We start from the raw sequence: 25,846 nt of genomic DNA on the forward strand, positions 1-25,846 counted from the left end.
ATCAGTCCCCCATCACTTCGCGCCAGGAGAGTCGGCGTGCTGCTCCTCCCTGCGGATTCACGGGCACCGTGCCCACATTGCCCTTGGAACCACCGACTACCAGCAACTTGTCAATGATGGTAGGCATGGTCGGCATGCCAACCCCCAGATCGATCGAGCCGACAGGCAGATCATTGCCGTTCTCATCCTTCACCGTGTCATCGTCGTTGTACTGGCCATCGCCGTTGCTGTCGAAATACGGGTCCTTCACGCTGGTACCCGTGAATACATCGACGGCGTTGATGTAGCCGGTACCGCCGGCATCGCAGGTGTTGGTCGTGGGCGGAATCAGGCTTGCCGTGAGAAGGACGGTGCCAGTGACTCGCGGATTGCTGACGATGCGCTCGCCAGCCGTGGGCTTGTCAAGGTCGATGACCCAGCCCTTCTTGCCGCCCTCCAGCGCGGGACGGTTCGGATCGAAGGCACGGACGTTGCGGCCGTCCTTGGTCGTTTCCACGGTGATATTGCGCTTGGCCAGATCGCCTCGACTCACGATGCCTTCGTCGATCACGCCATACATCGACTGGATGTCCGTATTGGTCATGTCCGCAGTGGTCATGAAGCTGCCGGTGCCGAAGAGCACCCAGATCTTTCCATCGGCGGGATTACGCGCCAGTGCAACCCCAGCAGTGATTGGCTGAGCTTTTCCACCGGAGTCCTTCGCCGCGAACATCGCAGCCCCACCGTTGGCGATTTTCCACTCACTTTCCGCACCATTCAAATCAAACTTCCACAGATTGCCCTTGAGATCCCCTGCGTACACAAAATCCACGGTGCCATTGCCGTCAATGTCAGCTCCGCGCGGGGCTGACAGCCCATTATCGCCGGTAACTCCCGTATTGAGTTCCTTGATAACCGTCCCATCGGCTATATCCAGAATGAATAGGCTGGCGGTACCTGTGCTGCTGTTTATCCCGTTACTGACTATTACGCCCTTCTTGCCACCGTTCAGAGTAACCACCAACGGATCACCGAGCACCTGGCCCATGTTGGTCGGGGCGTAATCCCCTGTGTTGTCCCAGAGAATCTGTTGTTTAGCAAAGCTGCCGGGAGCGGTTACATCAAGCCCAAACACACCTTTACCGCCTCGACCAAGCGCACCTACCAGATAGTTCTTATTCGGAGTCTGAACTCTCGTCGACACCACAACCGGGCCGTCGACGAAGTAGTGATGCCCGTATTGCGGGTCGCTCAGGTTGGCCAGTTGCGTCCAATTGATACCGCGTGGCACATACGCAAACCGCTCCGCTCCCGTGAGGGCGTCGAACGCGTGCAGCATGCCATCGTTGGCACCCACAAACAGAGTTTCAGTGTCCCTGACATACATGGGCGACGAGTTCGCGATATCTCCCAGCAAGGTGTCACGATCCCGCAGTTTCCCACCGTTGCGGGTCTCGAGTGCGCTTGATCCGGCAAGATAGTCACGATTATCGGGGCCAGTGACGACCGCCAGGCCGTTTTCTCGCGCCAGAATCGCCGTTGGCGCGACGGCCGCGAAGGTTCCCTTGCCAGCAACTTCGCTTCCGTACCAACTGAAGATTTTTCGAATGCCGGGAATCTTATTCGATGCCAACCACTGGGGTGTAGCCGAAACACCGGCCGAACTTACGTCATACGCCGCCACCTCACCGGTCCACTTGCCAGACACGTAACTCGCCTGATACACACGCGTATCCGATTGGAACGAAGTGCTGTTGGCTGTGACGTTTGATGCGGAGCCCAGACGTGCCGCTACCGTAGCCAACGCATCGACAAGGCTCCGTGCGAACTCATCGGAGTTCGACGCTACGACAAACTTCCCCCGTCCGTTAACAGCTGCATGCCAGAGATCGTCGATTCGGCGAGGGGTTTCCGAGTTCGGCGACACCGGATCCCCCCAATTTTTTGTTCCATTAACTATGGAAGGCAGATCAACCGCTGGATCAAGGTTTCCCTTGAGTCCAATGGAAACCCCGAAAGTCACCATGTGCTGCCAGAAGGCTGGATTCGCAGCCGACGTCGGGACATTGTTTGCCAGACTGCTCAGATCATTCTTCCAGTAATACATTGCGACATCAGCCAGCGTGTTGCCCACTGAGTCGGTGTAAGGCGCGATCGCCTTGTAGGTGAATTTGGCCTTGCCATCTGCAGACACTAATTCCTGACCATCAACTCCATCGACGTTACCGATAGAAAAATTACTATCATCATCATTAGTATTCCAGTATCCATCTGTGGTCAAAATGGCGAAATTCTGCCGACAGCTTATTGCTTGTCCGCCAGCACCGACCGGCCCCCAGGCCGCATCACTTTTTATATATTCGCCCGTCCGCCGGAGAGCACTTCTCAATGGTGTCCAACCACTGGCGTTCTGATCGTGCAGCAATTGGAACCACTTGGTGCGATTAGCCCCTTGAAACAGCCCTCCAGCCGTCCCCACCGGTATAGGGTAAGAAACGCTGCTTTTCTTTGATATTGAGTCGTACCCGACGCGCATGTTGGAGCCGAGTTGGGAGAACGCCTCACTGGCGCCGGCTTTACCGGTTTTGAGGCGGCTCCGGTGATAGGAATACCAGGTGGCAATGTTCTTGAGTTCGTCGGCTTGCGAGCGCCCTGTGGGGGTCTGCTCCACCTCCGGCACCGTTGCGATCTCCACTGCAAGCTTCACACCAGAGTATTTCGCTCCGCCATTTACGCGAATCTCCCACGCCCCTTGTTGTGGATTGGACATTGTGCACGTGTGATCATTTCCACTACTAGTCTGATTACACCTCTGGACCGAACTCGGGTCATACAGAGACAAATCCGCGTCGCCACTCCCACCACTGGTCGTGACGATGATTGACGTAGCGTAAACGGGGACTGTGAAACTGTGGCTGACATAATTATTCTTGTTCGCGGACAAACCGGACTTCGGAAAACCCGACGGCGTCGCGCTGGACGCAGGCCCCAGAGTCACGACCTTTCCGCTGGAATTGATCCAGTACCGATCAAAATCTGATGAATTAGTGGAGGCGGTCACCCCGGCCTTGGGCACATAAAATATCGATTCGCTATTTCCGCGTAAATCGATCGAGCCTGTCGTCATAGCCGTTGAGCTGTAAACCTTATCGACTGCCGTACCACCTACCAACCTCTCTCCGGCGACAGCAGTCGCCCAGGGCTTATACGTGACGCGTGGATCATAATAAATCGTATTATTAAGATAGGAACGATGGCTGGGGTTGTCGCTCAAAGAGCTTCTATCCGCCGGCATAGCGACGTACTCCATCGACCCCGAGTTGTCGAGGATGAACATAATATTAGGCGCGGGATAAGCCGCGCCGGTTTGCAGCGGCAGATCGGGAATGGCAATGGCGGCGTGACTTGGCAACGCCATCAGCGTGGTTGTAAATGCCACGGCAAAAGACAGCAAACCCTGCCGGGGGGATGGGCCTTTCGTGGTATTTCTGCTCATGTCAGTCAACTCCGACTCAGGGCACGGCATAAATGGATTGCAGGGTCACTTCCGCGCGGCCAGCCGCTTGGCTATGCGCGGTTATGCGGTAGCGGCTTTCAGTGCCGGTACATGCGGCATCGGGGGAGACATCGATACTGGTGGTGCAGCTGCCGTCTGTCGGCAGTGTGGTGTCCATCAGTTCGACGATAAAGCGCGGCTTGGCGGTGATGTTGCCGACGACCACCGTTGCATCGCGCCACTTACCCGAGCCGTCATTCCAGAAGCCGCTGGCGAGCCAGCGCTGGCTATCGACCGGCTTAGTCGGGTCGGGGCGGGAACATAATCCGCTGACACAACCGGATGGCGGCATCGCTGGTTTTGTGGCTGCCAGTGCCTCGCCCTCGCGCAAAGCAGCTTCCACCGCCTGGAAAGCGAGGCTGCGGTCAAGCAGGTTGGCGCTCATGCGCTCTTCCATCAGGGTGCCACGCATGGCAGCCAAGCCGAGCAAGGTCATCACCAGCAAAAGAATCAGCACCACTACCAGTGCGATACCCCGCTGTGCCAAGGAAGTGGGATGGGAAAGATGGTGCCCGCTCATAGCGATCGGTTCCTGATGGTGACCACATGCTCAAGGTGGCGCTCCAGTGCCTTTCCATCAGTACCAAGCCTGCCCTCACCTATCATGGTCAAGTCGATACGGACGGCAGTCACCCTGCCCCAGTCGGCAATGCCAGCCGCCGCTTGATAGTCGGCTGCGCCTTGAACTAGGTATTGAAGGGCCATGTTTTCCACGCCTTCGGTAATTTCATTGGTTTCCGCGTTCAATACGCCAGCCTGGTTCCGCAAGGTGCTCTGGTACAGGGATTTTCCGCCACGGCCGTTGTTTCCGATAAACCAGCGTGTGGCCTTGAGCTTTGCAATCGACGCCGTCCATTTATTTTGCGGCAAGCTGCAGTCAATTCCTGGAGCGAGCCCACCAAAGGCGCATCCGAATTCATAAGGACTGCCATTGGTTGAAGGGCTGCTGTCACAGCCCGTACCGAGCCCCTTGGTGCAGTTCCCGGGCTTGACTGACCCCCCAGTGTTATGCACAACAGTGACGTTAGTTCCGGGCGAGGCGCTGGTGATCTGCAGGATGGCCGCATGATTGGAGTCGCACACCATCGCGATGTCTCCCTCATGCAGGTCATGGGCACTGGTATTGACCTTGAAGTTCGCGGACGTCGGCTGATGCTCTTCAATGGTAATGCCACTGGAAAGCGACGACTTCAGGTCAATGGCATCGGTCCCGCTGACCCGCTGTGCGGCACCGGTGCCAAAAGCCGAATCAGCAAACGCTTCGGTACTGCCATATCCCCGTATACCCCCCGCGAAGTCGGTATACCAGTTGAAACCGGCGCCTGCCGGATCAACCACGCTGACAGTATTTGCCTGTGGCGTACCGCAAGCATTACCCGCGGCTTCACGCAGGTCTCGCGCCATCAACTCGAAGGCGACACGGGCGTTTTCCTGGATGCGACCGATGCTTTCGGTTGCCGAGTAGGTTTGCCGGTTGGTGATGAACAGCGCACTGGCTGCCCCTGCTACCAGCAGACCGAGCACCAGTGCAATCATTAGCTCGATCAGGGTCATGCCCGGCGCGGGCAGTTTGGGCAGATGCCGACGTCGTGAACTCAAATGCCTCATATCCGCGTCTCCGTCACCAGCGCTTCCTTCTCAACGCCGCCCGTGCCGCGCGTATCGTCCCATTGCACAGTGATCTTGCAACTCAGGCTGCCGCAGGTAATTTGCCCGCAGGCACCGTCACCCATGGTGCTTTGCAGGTCAGTGATCCACTTATGCAGGTCGTTGGCGGCGAGATTGCCCTGATTGGGCGGAGTACAGGTCATCTGCAAGTCATACCCCCCGATACGGGCGACATCGCGGTTAGCACGCATCGCATCCAGGATGGAATAGGTGTTGATTACCGCCTGGCTGCGTTCAAGCGAACTCTGGCTATTGCGTAGCGCGGTGGCCTGCAAGGCGGCAATGCCCAACAACCCTACCGCCATGACCAGCACGGCGATCATGACCTCGATAAGGCCGACGCCATTATTTCTCGAACGCCGGGAATACTGCCGGAGGGAAAATTCAGACATGGGACTCCCTTGATTGTTCATTTGCACGCTCCGCCGTCCTTCGGCGTTGATGTCGATACCCGGCTGCCTGAGCCAATACTCACAAGACGGATGTTTTGTTTCGGCGTGGTGGTGTCGATGCAAAATCGCAGGTCGTTGTTGAGCAATCCGCTGGCTGCCGTTTCCCGCGCCAATCCATCCGCACGGAAAATGAAACTTCCAACGGTCGCACTGGAAACAACCTTCGGATTCACCTGGTTGACGCGCAGAACGGCACCGGCGGCATCGAGTACCAGCCACGCCCCCCCCCCCCCCACTGGTGCCATTGCCACTGCTGCAGACCCTGACAGTGCGGTTCTGCCGCACCGCCTCCATCCGCGCGAACTGCAAGGTCGCCACCATCTCGTTGGCGGCGCTGGTCAGCCGATTGCTGTTGATGATCGAGGTAAAGCTCGGGGTTGCAATAGCCATCAGGATCGCGGCCACGGCCACGGTGACCATCAACTCCACCAAGGTGAAGCCGCGCGCCCTGGAGGCAATCTGCAGGTGCTTGACTGGTGCCGCTGGACTGCGAGCAAGTTGCATCGTCCCCTCCCCGGGATAGTTCCACGCCGTACCGTAGCGAAGGCACTCGACCACCGCCAGCGCCAGCCGATGGACGGGCCCCAGCCAAGAATGAACGGCAGCCAACGCCGTGACCTCCAGCAATTGCGGGCATGATGCGGCTCTCACCGCTCTTTTTGCCGACCTATGCGCGAGACCTACGACGCTCCACGCCCACTGGATTCCCTCTGGCAGGCACCCGCTATCATCTGGGTGCTGCTGGCGGGCGAGTGCCTGGCTGTCGTGCTGGCATTGGCACCGGGAGTCGATGGTGAGCGCTGGGTCCATTTCGGACTGACATCGCTGGTGATCCAGTGGGTCGCTCTGCTCACGCTCGGGACGTTGTATCTGCTCCGGGGCGTCCTGGCCGGCTTGCGGCCGCAGCGGCTGGCGTATGTGACGGTCGCCTTGCTGCTGGCCAATACGTGGCTGGTCGCCGGTGCCGTCTGGCTGATGGTTCGCGAAGTCTGGCCGATGGCCGATGGCGGCTGGTTTGCCCTGGTGCTGCGCCTGACTGGCATCACGCTGGCGGTTGGCCTCCTCGGCCTGGCCGCGTTCCAGAACCACTGGCGCGGCCGGTTGCATGCGGTGCGCGCGAAGCAGTCGGAGCTGCAGGCATTGCAGGCGCGCATCCGGCCGCACTTCCTGTTCAACACGCTCAATACCGGCGCGGCGCTGGTGCATGAGCGGCCGGAGGAAGCGGAGCGGTTGCTGCTGGATCTGGCCGACCTGTTCCGGGCGGCGCTGGCGGGGCCGCGGCAGATTTCGCTGGAGGACGAGCTGTCGCTCGCGCGGCGGTATCTGGAGATCGAGGCACTGCGCTTTGGTGATCGGCTGACGATCGGCTGGCACCTGCCGCGCGAGTTGCCGGCAGTGACGGTGCCGGCGCTGTCGATCCAGCCGCTGGTGGAGAACGCGATCCGCCACGGGGTTGAGCGGATGGCCAACGGGGATATCGACATCAGCGTGACCGCCACGCCCGACACGGTGGTGGTGCGGATCAGCAACCCGTTGCCGCCTGCGGGCGGGCGGTCGTTTGCCGGCCATCAGGTCGGATTGAATGCGACGCAGGTGCGGATCGAGGCGTTGACCGATGGGCGCGGCAGCGTGCAGACGCAGGTCGAGGGCGGGCGGTTCATCGCGACGGTGCGGTTGCCGGTCGGAGTGTAGTCACGCGGTCGTCCGGGTGAAATCCGGCGCAATACCGCTGCGTTGACCAATGGCTGCCAGGGCGCCGTCGCAATAGCGGGTGGTGTATTACGCCTGCGGCTAATACACCCTACGGTCAACGCACCCTGCGGCATCGTTCGTTCTCGGGGTATGCGCGGGGCGCAATAAACCAAGTGCGTTGCAACAATACTGTTGGTGGTTGCCCCTCACGCCACCACGCGATAGCACGGCTTGTAGTCGCCGGCGATCTTCATCCGGCGCTGCTCGACGAACGCGCGCAGCAGGGCATCCAGGGACGCCATTATCTCGGGATCGCCGTGGATCTCGAACACGCCGTGCTCCTCGATGCGGCGCATGCTGTCTTCCTTGACGTTGCCGGCGACGATGCCTGAGAACGCGCGGCGCAGGTCGGCGGCGAGTTCATGCGGCTTGCGGCCGTGGTGCAGGTCGAGGGCGGCCATCGCTTCGTGGGTCGGCACGAACGGACGCTGGAACTCCAGCGGCACGTTGATCGACCAGTTGAAGAAGAACGAGTCGCGCTGGTCCAGGCGGTGCTCGCGCACCTTGCGCACGCCGTTGGCCATGCGCCGGGCGACCGCGGTCGGGTTGCCGGTGATGATCTCGTAGCGCCTGGTCGCCGCATCGCCCAGGGTCAGGCGGATGAACTTGTCGATCTGCTCGAAATACGGCGCGGAACTGGTCGGGCCGCTGAACACCAGCGGGAACGGGACGCTGGCGTTTTCCTCGCGCAGCAGGATCCCAAGCAGGTACAGGATCTCCTCGGCGGTGCCGACGCCGCCGGGGAACACCACGATGCCGTGACCGAGACGGATGAACGCCTCCAGCCGCTTCTCGATGTCCGGCATGATCACCAGGTGGTTGACGATCGGATTCGGCGACTCGGCGGCGATGATGCCCGGCTCGGTCACGCCGATGTAGCGCATCCGGCGCTTGCGCTGCTTGGCATGGGCGATGGTGGCGCCTTTCATCGGCCCCTTCATCGCGCCTGGGCCACAGCCGGTGCAGATGTCCAGCCCGCGCAGGCCCAGCTCGTATCCGACCTCTTTTGTGTACAGGTATTCCTCGCGGCTGATGGAGTGGCCGCCCCAGCACACGACCAGGTTCGGCTCACCCGGATACAGCGCGTGGGCATTGCGCAGCAGGCCGAATACCGCGTCGGTGATGCCGCTGCTGCTGTCCAGATCGCGACCGCCTTCCACACCCAGTTCGATCGCGCGGTATGCGAGGTCGCGCACCACGGCGGCCAGCAGTTCGGCGACACCGCGGATGATCTCGCCGTCGACGAACGCCATGGCCGGCGCGTGCTGCAGGTCGATGCGGACGCCGCGATCCTGCTGGTGCACCTGGATATCGAAATCGGGGTAGAGCTCCTGCGCGGCACGCGGATCGTCGGACGTGCTGCCGCTGGTCAGCACGGCCAGTGCACAGCGGCGCAGCAGGTCGTGCATGCCGCCGGAAGACGCATCGGCCAGGCGGGCGACTTCCGCGCGCGACAGGATGTCCAGCCCGCCGCGCGGATGGATGCGCGCATTGACAGTGGGCAGGCTTGCGTTGATGGGGGCAGTCATTGGATTGCTCGTCCTTGTTGTTGTTATTTGGTGGCGGAAGACTGTAACGCAGACACATGAAAACGGCCGGGTTTCCCCAGCCGTTTCCGTGTCACGCAGCTCTGACCGGGATCAGAACTTGTACTTGAAGCTCAGCATCATCGACCAGCGGGAAACGCCGGTATTGATACCGTCACCGTTGTTTTCCTGGATGGCCGCGTTGTCGGTGGAGCCGGTGAAGTTGTAGATGTACTTGCCGGTCGCCGGGTCGATACCCGCATAGTTGGCCACGCGGCGGGTCGAATAGAACCCGTAGTCCTCGATCAGGCCCCAGTCCTTGTTGAGCAGGTTGCCGATGTTCATGACGTCCAGCGCGATCTCGGCCTTGTGGCCCTTGAAGAACGCCGGGATCTCCTGGCTGACCCGCACGTCGAAGGTGTTGGTCCAGCCTGCACGGAACCGGTTGGCCGGGGCGACCTTGCCGCGGTAGGCCTGCAGCTCCGGCGCACTGCTCTCCATCCAATCGAAGAACGCCTGCTCCATCGCGACACCCCCGGTCCACATCACGTCGCCGGGGCCGGCGGGCACGTAGAACAGGTCGTTGGTGCCGGCGCTGTCGCCGTTGAAGTCGTTGTAGTAGATGTAGCTGAACGGACGGCCCGAGCGGCCCTCATAGAACATGCCGAACCGGATCATGTTGTCGCCGAACAGCGCCTTCTGCCACTGCAGGGTGCCGGTGAAACGGTCCCGGATGGCGTAACGCGAGTCGTAACCGACCGGCTGGTTGGTGTTGAACACCATGGAGTTGTTCCAGTTCGACGAGTTCTGCGAGCTGGTGGCCGGGCTGAACTCGGTCGCCTCGGTGAAGGTGTAGCCCAGGCTCCAGCCCCAGTTCTCGACCAGCGGCTTGGACAGGGCGACCGTCAACTGCTGCGCCGAGCCCTTGCTGGTGTTGCGCAGGACGATGGTCTGGTCGACATCGGCGGGACGGTTGGCACGGTTGCTGACGCCATTCTTGCCATTCACCACACCGCGGTCGGTCGCCGAGAAGTTGCCCTGATCGTAACCAGCCGCGTTCCAGAACAAGGTCCGGCCGTCCTGGCCGTACCTGGTCGGATTGCCCACGTCGAGGCGGTCAAACCAGATCGCGTCCTTGTTCTTGGTCACCAGCAGCTCGGCGGACGCCACCACGCCGTACCACGGCAGCTCATGATCGAACGCGAGGTTGGCCTTCCAGATCGACGGCAGGGCCAGGCCCGGCTCCATGATGTCGGCGGTGATACGCGGCGCGGCAGCACCGCCACCGCTCGGAATGGTCGGCGGCAGGTTCGGGCTGAACGCCGGGACGTTGGCGCCGGTGAGGGCATACGTGTCGAAGTTCAGACCGGTGTTCTGGAACGGGCCGGCCAGCCATACGTTCGGGTTGCCGCCCTGGAACAGGCCGAGACCACCACGCAGCTGGGTGGGACGGTCGGTGTCGAAGGTGTAGTTGAAGCCGAAGCGCGGCTGCCACAGCTTCGCATCGACGGTGTTGGTGTTGTCCAGGCCGTACAACTCCTGGATGCGCGCGTTGTAGATCGGCTTGTCACCGAACTCCGGCATGTCCAGGCGGACACCGAGCATCAGGCTCAGGTTGTAGTTGACGGACCAGGTGTCCTGCACGAACAGGCCGGTGTTCTTGAAGTTGTAGGCCGCCGGGATATCGGCGTAGCTGCCGCCGGCACGCGGAGCGCGCAGGTCGTAGCGGTTCACGATCCCCGCCTCGAAGTCGGCCAGGCTGGAGAAGGTGTAGACGCCGTTGATGTCGCGACCGTAGTAGTTGAGGACGTCGTTGTCCTCGTGGTCGAAACCGAACTTGATGGCGTGGTCGCCTACGTAATACGTGCCCGCACCGAACAGGTTCAACTGCTTGGTGTCGATCACGTTGGCGTGGCGGTTGCGCTCGGTACCCAGATTCAGGGTCTGCCGGTTGCCGAAGTTCTGGATCACGATGCCCGGCAGGTTGGCGTAGGGCGCGGCGATCGAGGAATAGTCGCGCTTGGACACCTTGAACTCGGTGGAGAAGTTGTCGGTCCAGTCGCTGAACAACTCGCCGACATAGCTCTCGAAGGTCTTGTTCTGGTCATACCAGTAACTGCTCAGGGAGATGCTGCTGTTGCCGAAGCCCGGAAGCTTGGGAACCACTTCCTCGGTCTTGCTGTAACGGAACGCGGCGCGATGGTCGTCGTTGATGTTCCAGTCGAGCTTGACCGCGTATTCCTCGATATCCGTTTCACTGACGCTCGGTGGTGCCAGGCTGCCCGGATCAAAACCGAAGCCCTTCGCCGCCGCCGCCACGCGCGCCAGATCGGTGTCGGTGATTTCGCCGCGGCCATACGGGGTGCCGGACAAGCTGGTGCCCGGGCGGGCGCGCTTGAACTGCTCGTAGTTGGCGAAGAAGAACAGCCTGTCCTTGACCAGCGGGCCACCGAACGTGAAGCCGTAGGTTTCTTCCTTGTCGAAGCCCTTGAAATCCACGCCATCGAGGCGCTTGCGCACCCAGTCGCCGTCACGCAGCGAGTAGTAGCCGGTGCCGTGGAATTCGTTGGTGCCGGACTTGGTGACCGCGTTGATCACCGCACCGGTACCACCGGAAATGGTGGTGTCGTAGTTGGCCAGATCGATCTGGATTTCCTCGATCGCATCCATGGAGACCGGCTGGCGCTCGGTCGGCATGTTGTTGGCTTCCAGGCCGAACGGATCGCTGCTGCTGACGCCATCGATGCGGATGACGTTGAAGCGCGAGTTCTGGCCACCGGCGGAGATCGCACCATCGGCCTTGCTGATCTGCGAGATGCGCGGGTCCAGACGGATGTAGTCCTGGATATTGCGATTGGCCGACGGCAGCGACTCGATGGTCTGCTGGTTGACGTTGGTGCCGGCGCCCATCTTGGTGGCGCTGAAAATCTCCGAACCGCCCATCGCCGCGACGGCCTGGACCGATGCCAGCGTCGTCACGTCGTTGTTCAACTGGGCGTTGACGGTGGCCACCTGGTTGAGCGGCAGGTAGATATCGTCCTCGGACTTGGTGCCCGCGCCCGCCTTGTTGATGGTGACCGTGTACGGCCCGCCCACCCGCAGGCCGCGGGCGTTGTAGCGACCACTGGCATCCGTCGTCACACGGCTGACCGTGCCCGACTCGGTGTGCACGATGGTGACTTCAGCGCCGACAACGGGCTGGCCATCGGCGCCAACGACCTGGCCACCAAGGCCGGCAGAGGTGCTCTGGGCGAAGGCCGGAGCAGAGGCTAGGACGACAAGCAGTCCCAGGGTGAGCTTGGACAACCGGACGCGGCTGGGTTGGGTCATGGAAAAAAGGCCTCGGGCATTGGATAACGTGGTCGGCAGTCAGACGGCTGACCGCCGGATTTCCGTGGTCGCTGCAGAAAAAAACCGGCGCGGGCGTCGGTTAACGGCAGTTTAACATGAGTGCATACTGCGGCGGATGCTTTACCGGAATGTGACAAATCCGGACTGTTCCGGCTTTCTTGCCCGGCATGCGAACGCCGCGGCATGCGGGAAGACACTGGTTGCCGGGAGGATAAGACGCAGCTGTTACACCCCTGTTGCATCGCGCCAACCCCGTTATGTCAGTCACTCGGACGCTGGCCCCATCACGCGCCGGCGCCGAGGTAACCGACCAGTCCGTCCAGGAACATCTGCACCGAGATCGCCACCAGCAACATCCCCATCAGGCGCTCGACCGCGGTCAGCACGCGCATGCCGAGCCACTTGTACAGGTAGGTCGCGGAGAACAGGATCGCCGCGGTCGCGCCCCAGGCGATCAGCAGCGCCAGGCTCCATTCGCCCAGACGGTCCGGCTCGTTGCTGCCCATCAGCAGCACCGCCGCCATGCCGGACGGGCCGGCCACCAGCGGGATGGCCAATGGCACGATGAACGGTTCGCCGCCCGGCAACTCGCCCATCAGCCCTTCCGGTGGCGGGAAGATCATCCGGATGCCGATCAGGAACAGCACGATGCCGCCCGCAATGGCGACCGAATCCTGCCGCAGGTGCATGACCTCCAGCGCGTATTTGCCGCCCCACAGGAACGCCATCAACACGGCGAGCGCGATCAGCAGTTCGCGCGCCAGCACGATGCGCTGCCGCTGCGGCGACAACGAGCGCAGCAGGCTCAGGAAGATCGGGATATTGCCCAGCGGATCCAGGATCAGGAACAACAGCAGCGCCGCGGACGTAACCGTCATCACGGTGCGGGCTCCCAGACCTGGCCACGGTGGATCGCGCCCGCGCTCGACAACAGGGTCACGCAGGCGGGTGCGTAGCGATCGGGATCATCGGCCAGGCGAGCGCTCTCCTCGACATAGGCCCGCGAGCGCAGCGCGGTCCGCATCGGTCCGGGTTGCAGGCCGGCGACGCGCACCGAGGTGGTCACCAGCTCGGCGTGCAGCATGCCGACCAGTCCGGCCCGTCCGTGCTGGGCGATGCCGTAGCCGCCCCAGAACGCCTTGCCGACCCGCGCCAGATCGTCCACCGCGAACACCAGCGCGGCATCGTCGGCCTTCGACAGCAGCGGAATGCATGCCTGGCTCAGCCACCATGGCGCGGTCAGATTGATGTGGATCGCACGCGCGAATGCGGCCGGATCGGTATGCAGCAACGGCGTCAAACCGGCGAAGTCGGCGGCGCAATGCAGCACGCCATCCAGCCGGCCCAGTTCGGTCTCGATACGCTCGGCCATCTGCGCATAGTCGTCCGGCGACGCGCCCTCCAGGTCGAGCGGATACAGCAGCGGTTCGCGCTGTCCCTCGGCAACGATGGCATCGTAGATCCGGTTCAGCCGTGCCACCTTGCGGCCCAGCAGGATCACGGTCGCACCGGCATGCGCGCAGGCCTTGGCGGCAGCGCTGCCCAGGCCGCCATGCGCACCGGTTACCAGGACGACGCGGCCGTCCAGTGGCTGCGGATCCGACGCCTGCGAGGCGGGGAAGGTCTGCGCCGCGCTCACTGCGGTTGGGCTTCGCTGATCATGCGTGCCAGCTCGCCGGACTCGAACAGCTCCGAGGTGATGTCGCTGCCGCCGATCAACTCGCCGTGGATGAACAACTGCGGGAAGGTCGGCCAGTTCGAGTAGCGCGGCAGGTTGGCGCGGATTTCCGGATGCTCCAGCACGTTGACGGTGTGCAGCTCCGTCGCGCCCGCGGCCTGCAGGATCTGCACCGCGCGACTGGAAAAGCCACACATCGGGAACTGGGCGGTGCCCTTCATGAACAGCACGACCGGGTGGCTTTCGACCTCGGTCTGGATCTGCTCGATCACGGACATGGATGCGACTCCTGCAATGGCGTGTCCCGGCCATTGACGGCGCGGCAACAGGGGGTGGGGATAGAATGGCGATTGTAGTCTTTCGCAAGGTCGCCGACCCGCATCCGCGGCGCATGGCGACCACTCCCCTGAGCCAGCTTTATCCAAGGAGCCCGCCAATGGCCATCGAACTGCCTCCCCTGCCCTACGACCGCACCGCACTGGAGCCGCACATCTCCGGCGAAACGCTGGACTACCACCACGGCAAGCACCACAAGGCCTACGTCGACAACCTCAACAAGATGATCGAGGGCACCGAGTTCGCCGACATGTCACTGGAAGACATCATCCGCAAGTCGCAGGGCGGCATGTTCAACAACGCCGCGCAGGTCTGGAACCACACCTTCTACTGGAACTGCCTGTCGCCCAACGGCGGCGGCGAGCCGACCGGCAAGGTGCTGGAAGCGATCAACCAGTCCTTTGGCGACTTCGCCAAGTTCAAGGAACAGTTCAGCGATACCGCGATCAAGACCTTCGGCTCGGGCTGGGGCTGGCTGGTGCAGCGCGCCGACGGCTCCCTGGCCCTGGTCAGCACCGCCAACGCCAACACCCCGCTGACCGGCTCCGACACCGCCCTGCTGACCTGCGACGTGTGGGAGCACGCGTACTACATCGACTACCGCAACGCGCGGCCGAAGTACGTCGAATCGTTCTGGAACCTGGTCAACTGGGACTTCGTCGCTTCCAACCTGAAGTGATCGGGCTGAAGTGACCGAGTTGAAGTGACCGGGCTGGCATGAGCCAGCCGCGGCGACCCAGTGCTGAGGCGACACCCGAACGGCCGGAGCAATCCGGCCGTTTTTTCAAGCAGAAACGCTACTCCGCAAGACGCTCGATCACCGGCGCAACCTGGGCTTCGCGCTGCAGCCGGCTGCCAACCCGCGCCAACGCTTCGGCCAGCTCGACGGCCGAATCGGCGCGCAAGGTGGCATGTCCGACCTTGCGTCCGTCCCGCGCGGTCTTGCCGTAGTCGTGCCAGTGCCCCGACGCTTCGGTCAAGACCGGGGTCGGATCCGGCATCTGGCCGATCCAGTTGAGCATGCAGGCGTGGCCGAGCATCCGCGTGTCTCCCAGCGGCAAGCCGAGCACGGCGCGCAGGTGGTTCTCGAACTGGCTGGTCTCCGCGCCTTCGATCGTCCAGTGGCCGGAATTGTGCACGCGCGGTGCGAGTTCGTTGGCCAGCAGTTCGCCGTCGCGGCAGAACAGTTCCAGCGCGAACACGCCGACATAATCGAGTGCATCGGCCAGTTTTCGGGCGTATGCGAACGCGCGCTCGGCCAGTTCCTTATCGGCGCTCGCCGGGGCCAGACTGGCCGACAGCACGCCATCGACGTGCCAGTTCTCGGTCAATGGCCAGGTGCGGAATTCGCCATCGCGACCGCGCACGGCGACGACGCTGAGTTCGCGCTGGAAACCGACAAAACCTTCCAGGATCAAACCGACTTTCGCCGCCTGTCCGCCCAGCGCATCCCACGCCGCATCCGCATCGGCCGGCGTGCGCAGCCGGAACTGGCCCTTGCCGTCATACCCCAGGCGTCGGGTTTTCAGGATGCACGGCATGCCGACACGCGCGATCGCCTCGTCCAGTTGCTCGCGGGTGTCCGCCACGGCGAAGTCGGGCACCGGGATGCCCAGCTCGCGAAACAGGGTTTTCTCGGCCAACCGGTCCTGCGCGGTGCCCAGTGCGCGCGGGTTGGGGAACACCGGGATCCGGTCGACCAGCCACTGCGCCGACTGCGCCGGGACGTTCTCGAAATCAAACGTGGCGACGTCGATCCGGGAGGCGAATTCCGCCAGCGCTGCCGGATCGACGTAATCGCCAACCACCATCGGCGCGAACTGTCCCGCACACGCGTCCCTGGCTGTGTCCATGACCAGGAACCGCAAGCCCAGCGATGCACCGGCCAGGGCCATCATGCGCGCCAGCTGGCCGCCTCCGAGGATGCCGACCGTGTTCATCGACGCGTTCATTGGCGCGGGTCGTCGTTGCTGGCGACATCGTTGGTCTGCCGGGTACGGAACGCATCCAGTGCCTCACCGATCGCCGGGTACTCCACCGCCAACATGGCCGCAGCGAACAACGCCGCATTGGCCGCCCCGGCATTGCCGATCGCAAACGTCGCGACCGGGACTCCGGCCGGCATCTGCACGATCGACAGCAGCGAGTCCATGCCGTTGAGCGCCTTGCTCTGCACCGGCACGCCCAGCACCGGCACGGCGGTCTTGGAGGCCAGCATGCCCGGCAGGTGGGCGGCACCGCCGGCACCGGCAATGATTGCGCGCAGACCACGGGCCGCGGCATTGGCGGCGTAATCGAACAGCACATCAGGGGTGCGGTGCGCGGACACCACGCGTACCTCGTGCGGGATGCCCAGCGCTTCCAGGCGCACGGCAGCGTGCTGCATCGTCTCCCAGTCGGAGCGCGAACCCATCACGATGCCGACCAGCGGCGCCTGCACGATGTCTGTCATGGTTGGTACCTGCGGCAAAACGGTATTCTACCGGGCACACACGCAAGCGCCACGCGCGCAGGCATCCCTTCAATACCCGGCCCGCAATCGGCTCGACCATCCGTTTGCGGACGGTTCACAGGAGAACCCGGCCCCATGGACCGCAAACTGCTCGATCTTCTCGTCTGCCCGACCACGCGCCAGCCGCTGGCGATGCTCGACAGCCGCGGGCTGCAGGCATTGAACGAGGCGATCAGCCGGGGCGGGATCGTCCGCGACGACGGCAGCGCACAAGCCGAGCCGTTGCGCGAGGGCTTGCTGACCCGCGACCGCAAGCGCATCTACCGGATCGACGACGGCATCCCGGTGCTGCTGGCCGAAGAGGCGATCGCCACGGCGCAGATCGACGGATTCCCCGCGGCATGAGCACCGGCTCCAGCCGCCTCGACTTCAATCCTCCACTGGCGGCCGTGGCGGACGATGTGGCCCGCGCACTGGCCGAGGACATCGGCAGCGGCGATGTCACCGCCGCCCTGCTGCCCGACCTCCCCGACAACGCATATCTGTTGTGCAAGCAGGACGCCGTCGTGTGTGGCCGACCGTGGTTCGATGCCTGCCACCGCGCACTCGATCCGCAGGTCCGCATCGACTGGCAGGTGGCCGAAGGCGATCGCGTCACATCCGGTACGGTGCTGGCGCTGCTGCAGGGCCGCGCGCGTTCGCTGGTCAGCGCCGAGCGTGCGTCGCTCAACTTCATGCAGACGCTGTCGGCGACCGCCACCAGCACCGCGCAGCACGTCGAGGCGGTCAGTGGCACCGGGGCGAAGATCCTCGATACCCGCAAGACCATTCCCGGCCTGCGGCAGGCGCAGAAGTACGCGGTCCGTGTCGGCGGCGGCGTCAATCACCGCATGGGGCTGTATGACGTGGTGATGCTGAAGGAAAACCACGTCCGCGCCGCGGGTTCGCTGACCGCCGCCATCCATGCTGCCCGCACCGCGCAGCCGTCGCTGCCGCTGGTCGTCGAGGTGGAGACCCTGGCCGAACTGCGCGAGGCGCTGGACGTCGGTTGCGACCGCATCCTGATCGACAATTTCGACGCCGGCACCCGCCGCGAAGCGGTCCGGATCAACGCCGCCCATGCACGGCCGGTGCCGCTGGAAGCGTCCGGCGGTGTCGACCTGGCCGGACTGCGCGCGATCGCCGAGGACGGGGTGGATTGCATCTCCATCGGCGGGCTGACCAAGCATGTGCAGGCGATCGATCTCTCGCTGAAGCTCGGCTCACCGCCGACGGCGGAGTGACGAATGCCCACGCTGGTGATCTTGATGATCCTCGCCGGTGCCGCGTTCGGATTCTGGAGCGCCGGCCGGGCCGCCGCGGAGCGCGCCGAAGTGGTCGGTCGGAATGCCTGCGAGGCCGCCGGCGTGCAGTGGCTGGACCAGACCGTGCACGTGACCGCTATCCGGCTGTGCCGTGGTGGCGACGGCTGGCTGGGTTGGGAGCGCACGTTCCGTTTCGACTATTCCCGCGATGGCGAAGACCGCCATGTCGGTCGGCTGGTGCTGCGCGGCGACCGACTGGTCAATTTCATCGGGCCGGTGAGCCGGCTGGAAACCCCGCCGCCTACTTGACGACCTTGAGGTGCCCCCCGCGGCGCGGGCCCGGGGCATCGGGACCCTTGTCGGGCCCACCGTCCTCATCCTGCGTGGCCGGATCGCTGGGCACGGCGCTCAGGGATGGCCTCGCAGGCGCATCCTGGGGCAATCCGGCAATACCGGACTCGTGCCCGCTGTCATCGCCGATCTCCTCCGGCAGCGCCATCCCTTGCCCGGTTTCACGGGCATAGATCGCGATCACCGCGCCAACCGGCACCGACACCGACTGGCTGACGCCGCCAAAGCGGGCGCTGAAGCGGATCAGTTCGTTGCTCATCTCCAGCCCGGCCACCGCGCGGTCGGCGACATTGAGCACGATGCGCCCTTCCTTCACTGCATGCAGGGGCACCTGCACGCCAGCGCGGGTGGCATCCACCAGCAGGTGCGGCGTCATGCCGTTGTCGGCGATCCACTCATACAGAGCCCGCAGCAGATAGGGGCGATGGCTGGTCATTGCTGCACTTTCTTCGGTCATGGGTGCAGTTTAGAGCAGCGCAACGAATCGCGGGGAGCCGGACAAGCCGCTCCCCGCATCCCATCGGTCCAATGCCAAAGGCGGATCCGACCCCGGACCAGATGCCCGGTGACTGCGTCGCACAGCCGGGGCCAACGTCAGCCCGGCAACTCGTTCAGACGACGCTCCTGCTCGGTCAGGCTGCGGGCAAAACCGGGGTTGCGGAAAATCCGGCTGCCGTAATCCTCCAGCGCCTTGCCGTCCTTCGGCAGCGCCACGCCCAGCGACGGCAGGCGCCAGATGATCGGCGCCATCGCGCAATCGGCCAGGCTCATTTCGGTGTTGAGGAAAAACTTGAACGCCTTGAACAGCGGCACCGAGGCGGTCAACAGCTCCCTCAAACGTTTGCGTCCCGCATCGGCCTGGCTTTTGGTGCCCATCTGGATCGCCTGCACCTGGGGAACCCAATCGTGCTCCAGGCGCAATGTCGCCAGACGCAGGCGCGCGCGCGACAAGGGGTCGACCGGCATCAAAGGCGGGTGCGGGTAACGCTCGTCAAGGTATTCGCTGACCACGCTGGCCGCGTACAGCACCAGGTCGCGCTCCACCAGAGTGGGCACCGAGTGGTACGGGTTGAGGTCGATCAGATCCTCGGGAGGGTTCTGCGGGTCGACCTCGATCAGGTCGTAGGTGACACCCTTGGCCGCAAGTACCAGCCTCACCCGGTGGCACAGCACGCAGTCGTTCGCGGAAAACAGGGTAAGAGCATTACGCATACGTGGGCTTGCCGCCATTGTCGACCTCTCCAACGTCCGGAATCCGCCGGACGCAAGACGCTATCCACCCAGCGTGGACAGTCGTCACGGCCTCAAGTAGCGCTACCCGCCATCCATCGGAAAGTGGCATCCATGCCCACTTTCACGCTGAAACCCGGAGCCATTGTCGACTCCGGGCTGCGGATGGGTCCGTGGGTAGCTAGTGCACGTCGCGCCAGTACTCTCTCTTCAGCAGCAAGGCGAGGAACGTGAACACCGCCAGGAACAGGATCACCCAAACGCCGATGCTCTGGCGCTTGAGGACCGCCGGTTCACCGGCGTACTCGAGGAATGCTGTGATGTCGCGAACCGACTGATCGAATGCCTGCGGCGTCACGTCACCGGCCTGGGTGATCTTCAACCCGGTGACCATGCGCTCGCCGGTGGCCGCATCCGGCGCGCCGTATTCGGCGTGCTGGAGGCCCTGCATCTGCCACAACGGATTGGGCATGGAGACGTTCGGAAACAGCTGGTTGTTCCAGCCCAGCGCAGACGTCTCGTCGAGATAGAACGACTTCAGATAGGTGTACAGCCAGTCGCTGCCGCGCGAGCGCGAGACCAGGCTGAGGTCCGGCGGCATCTTGCCGAACCAGTTGGTTGCGCCTGCCTCGGGCATCGCGGTCTCGATGTGGTCGCCGAATTTCGCCCCCGTGAACACCAGGTTCTCCATGACCTCGTCTTCGGTCAAACCCAGGTCCGTGGCAAGACGCGAGTACCGCAGGTACTTCAACGAGTGGCAACCGGCGCAGTAGTTCAGGTACAGCTTGGCGCCGCGCTGCAGCGACCCGCGGTCATTCAAGTCGATACCTGACTGCTGCAGGCCACCGCCGCCGGCGGCGTATGCCGCTGCCGACACCAGCAGGCCGGCAACGAAGAGAGCGAATTTGGCGAACATATGCGATTTGACCGTGACTGACCGGCGAATGAGGAGGCTCGTGGACTTATTCATGCATCGTCACCCGATCCGGCACCGGCTTGGTTTTGTCGATCCTGGTCCACAGCGGCATGGTGATGAAGAAGGCGAAGTACAGGAACGTCAGCACGCGGCCGATCTGGGTTTCCATCGGGTCGGTACCCGGACCGGAACCGATCTTGCCCAGCCAGACGAAGCACACCGCCAGCAGTGCCAGCATGGCCTTGGAGACCCAGCCCTTGTAGCGGATCGACTTGACCGGACTGCGGTCCAGCCACGGCACCGCAAACAGGATCGCGATCGCGCCGAACATCACCATCACGCCGCCCAGCTTGTCGGGGATCACCCGCAACATCGCGTAGAACGGGGTGTAGTACCAGACCGGCTTGATGTGCTCCGGGGTGACCAGGCGATTGGCTTCGACGAAGTTGTCGTGCTCGAGGAACCAGCCACCGAACGCCGGCGCGAAGAAGATGATGAACGCGGCGATCATCAGGAAGAAACCGACCGCCACCAGATCGTGCACCGAGTAGTACGGATGGAACGGGATCCCGTCGGCCGGCTTGTTCGCGTCCCAGCGGTTGCCCTTCGGTCCCTTCTTGATCTCGATGCCGTCGGGGTTGTTGGAACCCACTTCATGCAGCGCGCCGATGTGCAGCACGACCAGCAGCAGCAGCACCAGCGGCAGCGCGATCACATGCAGGGCGAAGAAACGGCCCAGCGTGGCATCGGAAGGCAGGTAGTCGCCCATGATCCACTCGGTCAGGCCGGTACCGATCACCGGGATCGCACCGAACAGCGAGATGATCACCTTCGCGCCCCAGAACGACATCTGGCCCCACGGCAGCACGTAGCCCATGAAGGCCTCGGCCATCAGCACCAGGTAGATCAGCATGCCCAGGATCCACACGAGCTCGCGCGGCTTGCGATAGCTGCCGTACATCAGGCCGCGGAACATGTGCAGGTAGACGACGATGAAGAACAGCGATGCGCCGGTGGAGTGCATGTAGCGGATCAGCCAGCCCCATTCCACGTCGCGCATGATGTATTCGACCGAGGAGAACGCTTCCGCCGCGCTCGGCTTGTAATGCATGGTCAGGAAGATGCCGGTGAGGATCTGGTTGACCAGCACCACGATCGCCAGCACGCCGAAGTAGTACCAGAAGTTGAAGTTCTTCGGTGCGTAGTACTCGGTCATGTGCTTGCGGTAGACCGGCATCATCGCCGGCGCGCGCTCGTTGACCCAGTCCATCACGCCATTGGCGCTACGGATGAAGATGTTCGCCATGGCTCAGACAGCTCCCTGGTTGGAAGAGGGATCGAGGCCGATCACGATGGTGTTGTCGTCGGCATAGAAATGCGGCGGCACCAGCAGGTTGGTCGGTGCCGGCACGCCATCGAACACGCGCCCGGCCATGTCGAACTTGGACTTGTGGCAAGGGCAGAAATAACCGCCCTTCCAGTTCGGATCGAACGGCTCGGGGCGGATTTCCGCCTTCATTTCCGGCGAGCAACCCAGATGGGTGCACAGGCCGACCAGCACCGAGACGTCGCGCTTGATCGAACGCAGTTCCGGGAAGTCCGTGAGGACGTATTCGGGCTGCTGATCGGGGTTTTTCGACAGCGGATCGCGCAGGTGATCGTCCAGGGTCGGCAGCAGCTCCAGCACCGCTTCGGTACGACGGACGATCCAGATCGGCTGGCCACGCCATTCGCGGACCAGGCGCTGGCCATCCTCGAGCGGGGTGATGTCGACCGTGATCGGTGCGCCGGCCTGCTTGGCCCGGTCGCTCGGATTCCACGACTTGATGAACGGCACGGCGGCGAAACCGACGCCGACGGCACCTACAACGCTGGTGGTCGCGGTCAGGAACCTGCGGCGCCCCGGATTGACGGGTTCGTTCGCGGGATCGCTGACAGGCACATGTTGAGGATCATTGACCCCTGGGTTGGTCATCCGGCACTCCGCAAAGCTGGTAATCGACGTTCCACCACGCGACCGGCACCACTGGCGACGGCTGGCGGCTCATAAAGACGGGGAAGTGTAACGGAATGATGAACGGCCCGACAATCCAGCGCGACATCAACCCGGCATCGCGGCACCCCATGCCACATCCGACAATGCACCCTTTTCCCGGGTCGGCGCTACTCAGTGCACGGCCCGGTAGCGCTCGGCCAGCACGCCCACGCGCTGGACGTACCGCTGCGTCTCACCGTACGGCGGTACACCCTTGTATTTGTCCACGGCCCCCTCGCCGGCGTTGTAGCCCGCTGCCGCCAGGGTGAGGTTGCCGTCGAAGCGCTTCAGCAGCCAGGCCAGGTACTCCACGCCCCCTTGGATATTCTGGCTGGCATCGAACGCGTTGCTGACATTGAACCGTCGCGCGGTGGCCGGCATCAGCTGCATCAGGCCCTGCGCGCCCACCCGGGACAGCGCGTTGGGGTTGAACGCGGACTCGGCGTGGATGATTGCGCGCACGATCGCCTCGTCGATGCCGTGCTTGCGTGCAGCGGCGGCAATCTCATCGCGGTAGGCATCGGTATTGAGCCGGACATTGCCGAAATTGACCCCGGGCGCGGCGCCGCAGGCGTAACAGGTTTCCAGGAAGCTGTACTGGATCGTGCGTACCGCACTGGCATTGGCGACGCCCCTGGGCTTGGCGCTCGTGTAATGGCGGACGCCGTCCTTGATGTAGGAATACACCTGCCCCTGGACGCGCCGGGCGCCTTGCGTTCCGGGCTTCACCGGGCTGACCGGCGCGGTATTGGCCAGGAAGGTCGCCGGGGCGCCGCTGTTGATCGACGCCGGCGAGCCCCCGGTCACGTTCGCTGACGTGACACTGCCGACAGCGGCGTCCGCAGGCGGTGCGGATATCGGCAGGCGCGGCGTTGGAGGCCGCTGGGTCGGGGCATGACTGCTGACCGGACTGCATTTCGCGCCGGCGATCCGCTTGCTGACGTAACTGCGGGCACCATCGGGACTGTCGCAACGGTAAACCGTACCGGCCACCACGGGTGTGGCAACCAGCAGGCAGGCCAGTCCGAACAACAGCAGAGTCCCCCTCATGGCGGCCAGTGTCTCCTTTCGCCTCGGCGGTGCCAAGTGCTTGACCCGTAAAACGCGATGACCACCCCATCCGCGGCCACCGGGTCGCTAGACTAGCGGTCTTTCCCAGCCAGATCCGGCGCGGAGTCACCGCCGCCCTACCCGGACTCACCCGATGACCGACACTTCAGCTCCCTCCGTGCCCGCGACCGACGCGGCACACACCCCGCCCTCGCCCGCCCGTGGCAAGCCCGCTCGTGGCAAACTTTTCATCCAGACCCACGGCTGCCAGATGAACGAGTACGACTCGGCCAAGATGGCCGATGTCCTGGCCGCGTCCGACGGCCTCGAGCTGACCACCAACGTCGAGGAAGCCGACGTCATCCTGGTCAACACCTGCTCGATCCGCGAGCGCGCGCAGGACAAGGTATTCAGCCAGCTGGGGCGCTGGAAAGCCCTCAAGCAGGGCGACAAACCCGTCCTGATCGGCGTGGGCGGCTGCGTGGCCAGCCAGGAAGGCGCGGCGATCGTCAAGCGCGCGCCCTACGTGGACCTCGTGTTCGGCCCACAGACCCTGCACCGGCTGCCGGAGCTGATCCGCGAGCGTCGCGAGTCGGGCGTGCCGCAGGTCGACATCAGTTTTCCGGAGATCGAGAAGTTCGACCGCCTGCCGGCACCGCGCGCCGACGGCCCCAGCGCTTTCGTGTCGATCATGGAGGGCTGCAGCAAGTACTGCAGTTTCTGCGTGGTGCCCTACACCCGTGGCGAGGAAGTCAGCCGGCCCTTCGAGGACGTGCTGGTCGAGGTCGCCCAGCTGGCCGCGCAAGGCGTGCGCGAGGTCAACCTGCTCGGGCAGAACGTGAACGCCTATCAAGGTCCCTACCCGTCCGACGACGATGCCGACCGTGGAGAGGCCCGCATCGCCGATCTCGGCCTGCTGATCCGCACCATCGCGCAGATCGACGGCATCGACCGGATCCGGTTCACCACCTCGCACCCGCTGGAGTTCTCCGATTCGCTGGTGGAGGCCTACCGCGACGTGCCGGAGCTGGCCAACTACCTGCACCTGCCGGTACAGGCCGGCAGCGACCGGGTGCTGGCGGCGATGAAACGCGGCTACACCACGCTGGAGTTCAAGCAGAAGATCCGCAAATTGCGGGCGGTGCGTCCAGGCATTTCGATCTCCTCGGACTTCATCGTCGGGTTTCCCGGCGAGACCGAGGCAGATTTCGAGAAGACCCTGAAGCTGATCGAGGATGTCGGCTTCGACCAGTCCTACTCGTTCGTCTATTCGCGCCGCCCGGGCACCCCGGCGGCGGATCTGGAAGACCTCACCAGCGATGCCGAAAAACAGGCGCGGCTGGCGCGCCTGCAGGCGCTGCTCAATACCAACGCGAAGAAGATCAGCGAGGCGATGGTCGGCAGCACCCAGCGGGTGCTGGTCGAAGGCCCGTCACGGCGGGATGCCAACGAGCTGACCGGCAGGACCGAGAACATGCGCTCGGTGAACTTCGCGGGGCACCCACGCCTGGTCGGCCAGTTTGTGGATGTCGTGATCACCGATGCGATGAGCAACTCGCTGCGCGGCCGGGTGGCGACTTCCGGAAGCCCGTGATGCGGGTTGCGGGGCCCTTGCGGCACCTTCACTTTGTACCCATGCAACTCCGATTACGCTCCAGTGCTGCGGTGATTCCGCGCCCCTTTCTTTCACGTGAGGCCATTTCCATGCTCCGCACACTTGCCGTCGCCCTTGCCCTGTCCCTGGCCGCTCCGGCGGCTTTTGCCGCCACCTGCTCGGTGGATCTGGAAGGCAACGACGCCATGCAGTTCAACAAGAAGGAGATCGTCGTCAGCAAGAGCTGCAAGACGTTCACGATCAACCTGAAACACCCCGGCAAACTGGCGAGGAACGTGATGGGCCACAACGTGGTGATCGCCAGGACCGCCGACATCAAGGGCATCGACGCCGACGGCATGAAGGCCGGGCTGGCGGCCGATTACATCAAGCCCGGCGACACCCGCGTAGTTGCCCATTCCAAGGTGATCGGCGCTGGCGAGAGTACGTCCGTCAGCTTCAATCCGGCCAAGCTGAGCGCGGATCCGAACTCGTTCTTCTGCAGCTTCCCCGGCCACTCGGCCATGATGAAGGGCACGCTCAAGCTGGTGCCTTGATTGCCATGGCGCGACCCGGCTTCCGGGCCGCGCATGGCGGTTCCGCAGGGCCCACCACC

The 25,846-nt window shown here is 63.5% G+C and carries 24 protein-coding genes; 7 read left to right on the forward strand and 17 right to left on the reverse strand.

The window, feature by feature from the left end; translation table 11 throughout:
* Position 1: 1 nt before the first annotated feature.
* Genes N792_RS13860 through pilV form a run of 4 tightly spaced genes read right to left on the reverse strand, consistent with a single transcriptional unit; the run spans position 2 to position 6,282 of the window.
* Positions 2–3,475, reverse strand: coding sequence for a PilC/PilY family type IV pilus protein (locus N792_RS13860; protein ID WP_224743858.1), 3,474 nt, complete (start codon positions 3,473–3,475; stop codon positions 2–4).
* Between the two features lie 16 nt (positions 3,476–3,491).
* Complete coding sequence (locus N792_RS11490) at positions 3,492–4,055, reverse strand: pilus assembly PilX family protein (RefSeq protein WP_036195336.1); 564 nt, start codon at positions 4,053–4,055, stop codon at positions 3,492–3,494.
* On the reverse strand, positions 4,052–5,089 hold the full coding sequence (locus N792_RS11495; RefSeq protein ID WP_036195339.1) for a PilW family protein: 1,038 nt from the start codon (positions 5,087–5,089) through the stop codon (positions 4,052–4,054). Before N792_RS11495 ends, N792_RS11490 begins: the two co-directional genes overlap by 4 nt.
* A 50-nt stretch (positions 5,090–5,139) precedes the next feature.
* Positions 5,140–6,282 (reverse strand): type IV pilus modification protein PilV, encoded by a 1,143-nt coding sequence (gene pilV, locus N792_RS14220; protein WP_232220008.1) that lies wholly within the window; start codon positions 6,280–6,282, stop codon positions 5,140–5,142.
* Between the two features lie 42 nt (positions 6,283–6,324).
* Here pilV and N792_RS11510 point away from each other — a divergent pair, with 42 nt between their 5' ends.
* Positions 6,325–7,347, forward strand: a complete 1,023-nt coding sequence (locus tag N792_RS11510) for a sensor histidine kinase (RefSeq protein ID WP_036195342.1) — start codon at positions 6,325–6,327, stop codon at positions 7,345–7,347.
* 206 nt (positions 7,348–7,553) lie between these two features.
* Here N792_RS11510 and ppnN read toward each other — a convergent pair whose 3' ends face one another.
* From ppnN to grxD, 5 genes are all read right to left on the reverse strand, one after another.
* Positions 7,554–8,936, reverse strand: coding sequence for a nucleotide 5'-monophosphate nucleosidase PpnN (gene ppnN, locus N792_RS11515; protein WP_036195345.1), 1,383 nt, complete (start codon positions 8,934–8,936; stop codon positions 7,554–7,556).
* Positions 8,937–9,047: 111 nt separating this feature from the next.
* Entirely contained in the window at positions 9,048–12,263 is a 3,216-nt protein-coding gene (locus N792_RS11520) for a TonB-dependent receptor (RefSeq protein ID WP_084105766.1), read from the reverse strand.
* A gap of 305 nt (positions 12,264–12,568) precedes the next feature.
* Positions 12,569–13,162, reverse strand: coding sequence for a MarC family protein (locus tag N792_RS11525; protein ID WP_036195348.1), 594 nt, complete (start codon positions 13,160–13,162; stop codon positions 12,569–12,571).
* Complete coding sequence (locus N792_RS11530; RefSeq protein WP_036195350.1) at positions 13,162–13,923, reverse strand: SDR family NAD(P)-dependent oxidoreductase; 762 nt, start codon at positions 13,921–13,923, stop codon at positions 13,162–13,164. The genes N792_RS11525 and N792_RS11530 overlap by 1 nt, the downstream gene beginning before the upstream one ends.
* Positions 13,920–14,240 carry a Grx4 family monothiol glutaredoxin gene (gene grxD, locus N792_RS11535; RefSeq protein WP_036195352.1) on the reverse strand — a complete coding sequence of 107 codons (321 nt, stop codon included), beginning with the start codon at positions 14,238–14,240 and terminating at the stop codon, positions 13,920–13,922. Before grxD ends, N792_RS11530 begins: the two co-directional genes overlap by 4 nt.
* Before the next feature lie 158 nt (positions 14,241–14,398).
* On the opposite strand from grxD, the gene N792_RS11540 reads away from it, so the two are divergent.
* Complete coding sequence (locus N792_RS11540; RefSeq protein ID WP_036195355.1) at positions 14,399–14,977, forward strand: superoxide dismutase; 579 nt, start codon at positions 14,399–14,401, stop codon at positions 14,975–14,977.
* A gap of 118 nt (positions 14,978–15,095) precedes the next feature.
* Here N792_RS11540 and N792_RS11545 read toward each other — a convergent pair whose 3' ends face one another.
* Together N792_RS11545 and purE are read right to left on the reverse strand one after the other, a co-directional pair.
* On the reverse strand, positions 15,096–16,238 hold the full coding sequence (locus N792_RS11545) for a 5-(carboxyamino)imidazole ribonucleotide synthase (protein ID WP_036195536.1): 1,143 nt from the start codon (positions 16,236–16,238) through the stop codon (positions 15,096–15,098).
* Positions 16,239–16,246: 8 nt separating this feature from the next.
* A complete protein-coding gene (gene purE / locus N792_RS11550; RefSeq protein ID WP_036195358.1) occupies positions 16,247–16,750 on the reverse strand; it encodes a 5-(carboxyamino)imidazole ribonucleotide mutase in 504 nt (167 codons plus the stop codon).
* A gap of 135 nt (positions 16,751–16,885) precedes the next feature.
* Between purE and N792_RS11555 the strand changes: the two genes are divergently transcribed.
* Genes N792_RS11555 through N792_RS11565 form a run of 3 tightly spaced genes read left to right on the forward strand, consistent with a single transcriptional unit; the run spans position 16,886 to position 18,363 of the window.
* On the forward strand, positions 16,886–17,155 hold the full coding sequence (locus N792_RS11555) for a Trm112 family protein (protein WP_036195359.1): 270 nt from the start codon (positions 16,886–16,888) through the stop codon (positions 17,153–17,155).
* Positions 17,152–18,033 (forward strand): carboxylating nicotinate-nucleotide diphosphorylase, encoded by an 882-nt coding sequence (gene nadC, locus N792_RS11560; protein ID WP_036195361.1) that lies wholly within the window; start codon positions 17,152–17,154, stop codon positions 18,031–18,033. Before N792_RS11555 ends, nadC begins: the two co-directional genes overlap by 4 nt.
* A 3-nt stretch (positions 18,034–18,036) precedes the next feature.
* The gene (locus tag N792_RS11565) at positions 18,037–18,363 is read left to right on the forward strand and encodes a DUF3301 domain-containing protein (RefSeq protein ID WP_036195364.1); all 327 of its coding nucleotides are present in this window, start codon (positions 18,037–18,039) and stop codon (positions 18,361–18,363) included.
* Here the strand turns inward: N792_RS11565 and N792_RS11570 are convergent.
* From N792_RS11570 to N792_RS11595, 6 genes are all read right to left on the reverse strand, one after another.
* Positions 18,356–18,862 (reverse strand): ClpXP protease specificity-enhancing factor, encoded by a 507-nt coding sequence (locus N792_RS11570; RefSeq protein ID WP_036195365.1) that lies wholly within the window; start codon positions 18,860–18,862, stop codon positions 18,356–18,358. The two genes, N792_RS11565 and N792_RS11570, sit on opposite strands and share 8 nt — an antisense overlap.
* A gap of 137 nt (positions 18,863–18,999) precedes the next feature.
* Complete coding sequence (locus tag N792_RS11575; protein WP_036195367.1) at positions 19,000–19,635, reverse strand: glutathione S-transferase N-terminal domain-containing protein; 636 nt, start codon at positions 19,633–19,635, stop codon at positions 19,000–19,002.
* 181 nt (positions 19,636–19,816) lie between these two features.
* Positions 19,817–20,551, reverse strand: a complete 735-nt coding sequence (locus tag N792_RS11580; RefSeq protein WP_036195368.1) for a cytochrome c1 — start codon at positions 20,549–20,551, stop codon at positions 19,817–19,819.
* A 46-nt stretch (positions 20,552–20,597) separates the two neighbouring features.
* Positions 20,598–21,857, reverse strand: a complete 1,260-nt coding sequence (locus N792_RS11585; protein ID WP_036195370.1) for a cytochrome b — start codon at positions 21,855–21,857, stop codon at positions 20,598–20,600.
* 3 nt (positions 21,858–21,860) lie between these two features.
* The gene (petA, locus tag N792_RS11590; RefSeq protein WP_052104034.1) at positions 21,861–22,526 is read right to left on the reverse strand and encodes a ubiquinol-cytochrome c reductase iron-sulfur subunit; all 666 of its coding nucleotides are present in this window, start codon (positions 22,524–22,526) and stop codon (positions 21,861–21,863) included.
* Positions 22,527–22,718: 192 nt separating this feature from the next.
* Positions 22,719–23,636 carry a lytic transglycosylase domain-containing protein gene (locus N792_RS11595; protein WP_036195372.1) on the reverse strand — a complete coding sequence of 306 codons (918 nt, stop codon included), beginning with the start codon at positions 23,634–23,636 and terminating at the stop codon, positions 22,719–22,721.
* A gap of 154 nt (positions 23,637–23,790) precedes the next feature.
* Here N792_RS11595 and miaB point away from each other — a divergent pair, with 154 nt between their 5' ends.
* Positions 23,791–25,230: a tRNA (N6-isopentenyl adenosine(37)-C2)-methylthiotransferase MiaB gene (miaB, locus tag N792_RS11600; RefSeq protein ID WP_036195373.1), complete on the forward strand. Its 1,440-nt coding sequence runs from the start codon at positions 23,791–23,793 to the stop codon at positions 25,228–25,230.
* A gap of 110 nt (positions 25,231–25,340) precedes the next feature.
* Positions 25,341–25,787, forward strand: a complete 447-nt coding sequence (azu, locus tag N792_RS11605; protein ID WP_036195374.1) for an azurin — start codon at positions 25,341–25,343, stop codon at positions 25,785–25,787.
* The last annotated feature ends 59 nt before the right edge of the window (positions 25,788–25,846 follow it).

The sequence above is a fragment of the Lysobacter concretionis Ko07 = DSM 16239 genome (assembly GCF_000768345.1).
In the GTDB taxonomy this organism is placed as follows: domain Bacteria; phylum Pseudomonadota; class Gammaproteobacteria; order Xanthomonadales; family Xanthomonadaceae; genus Novilysobacter; species Novilysobacter concretionis.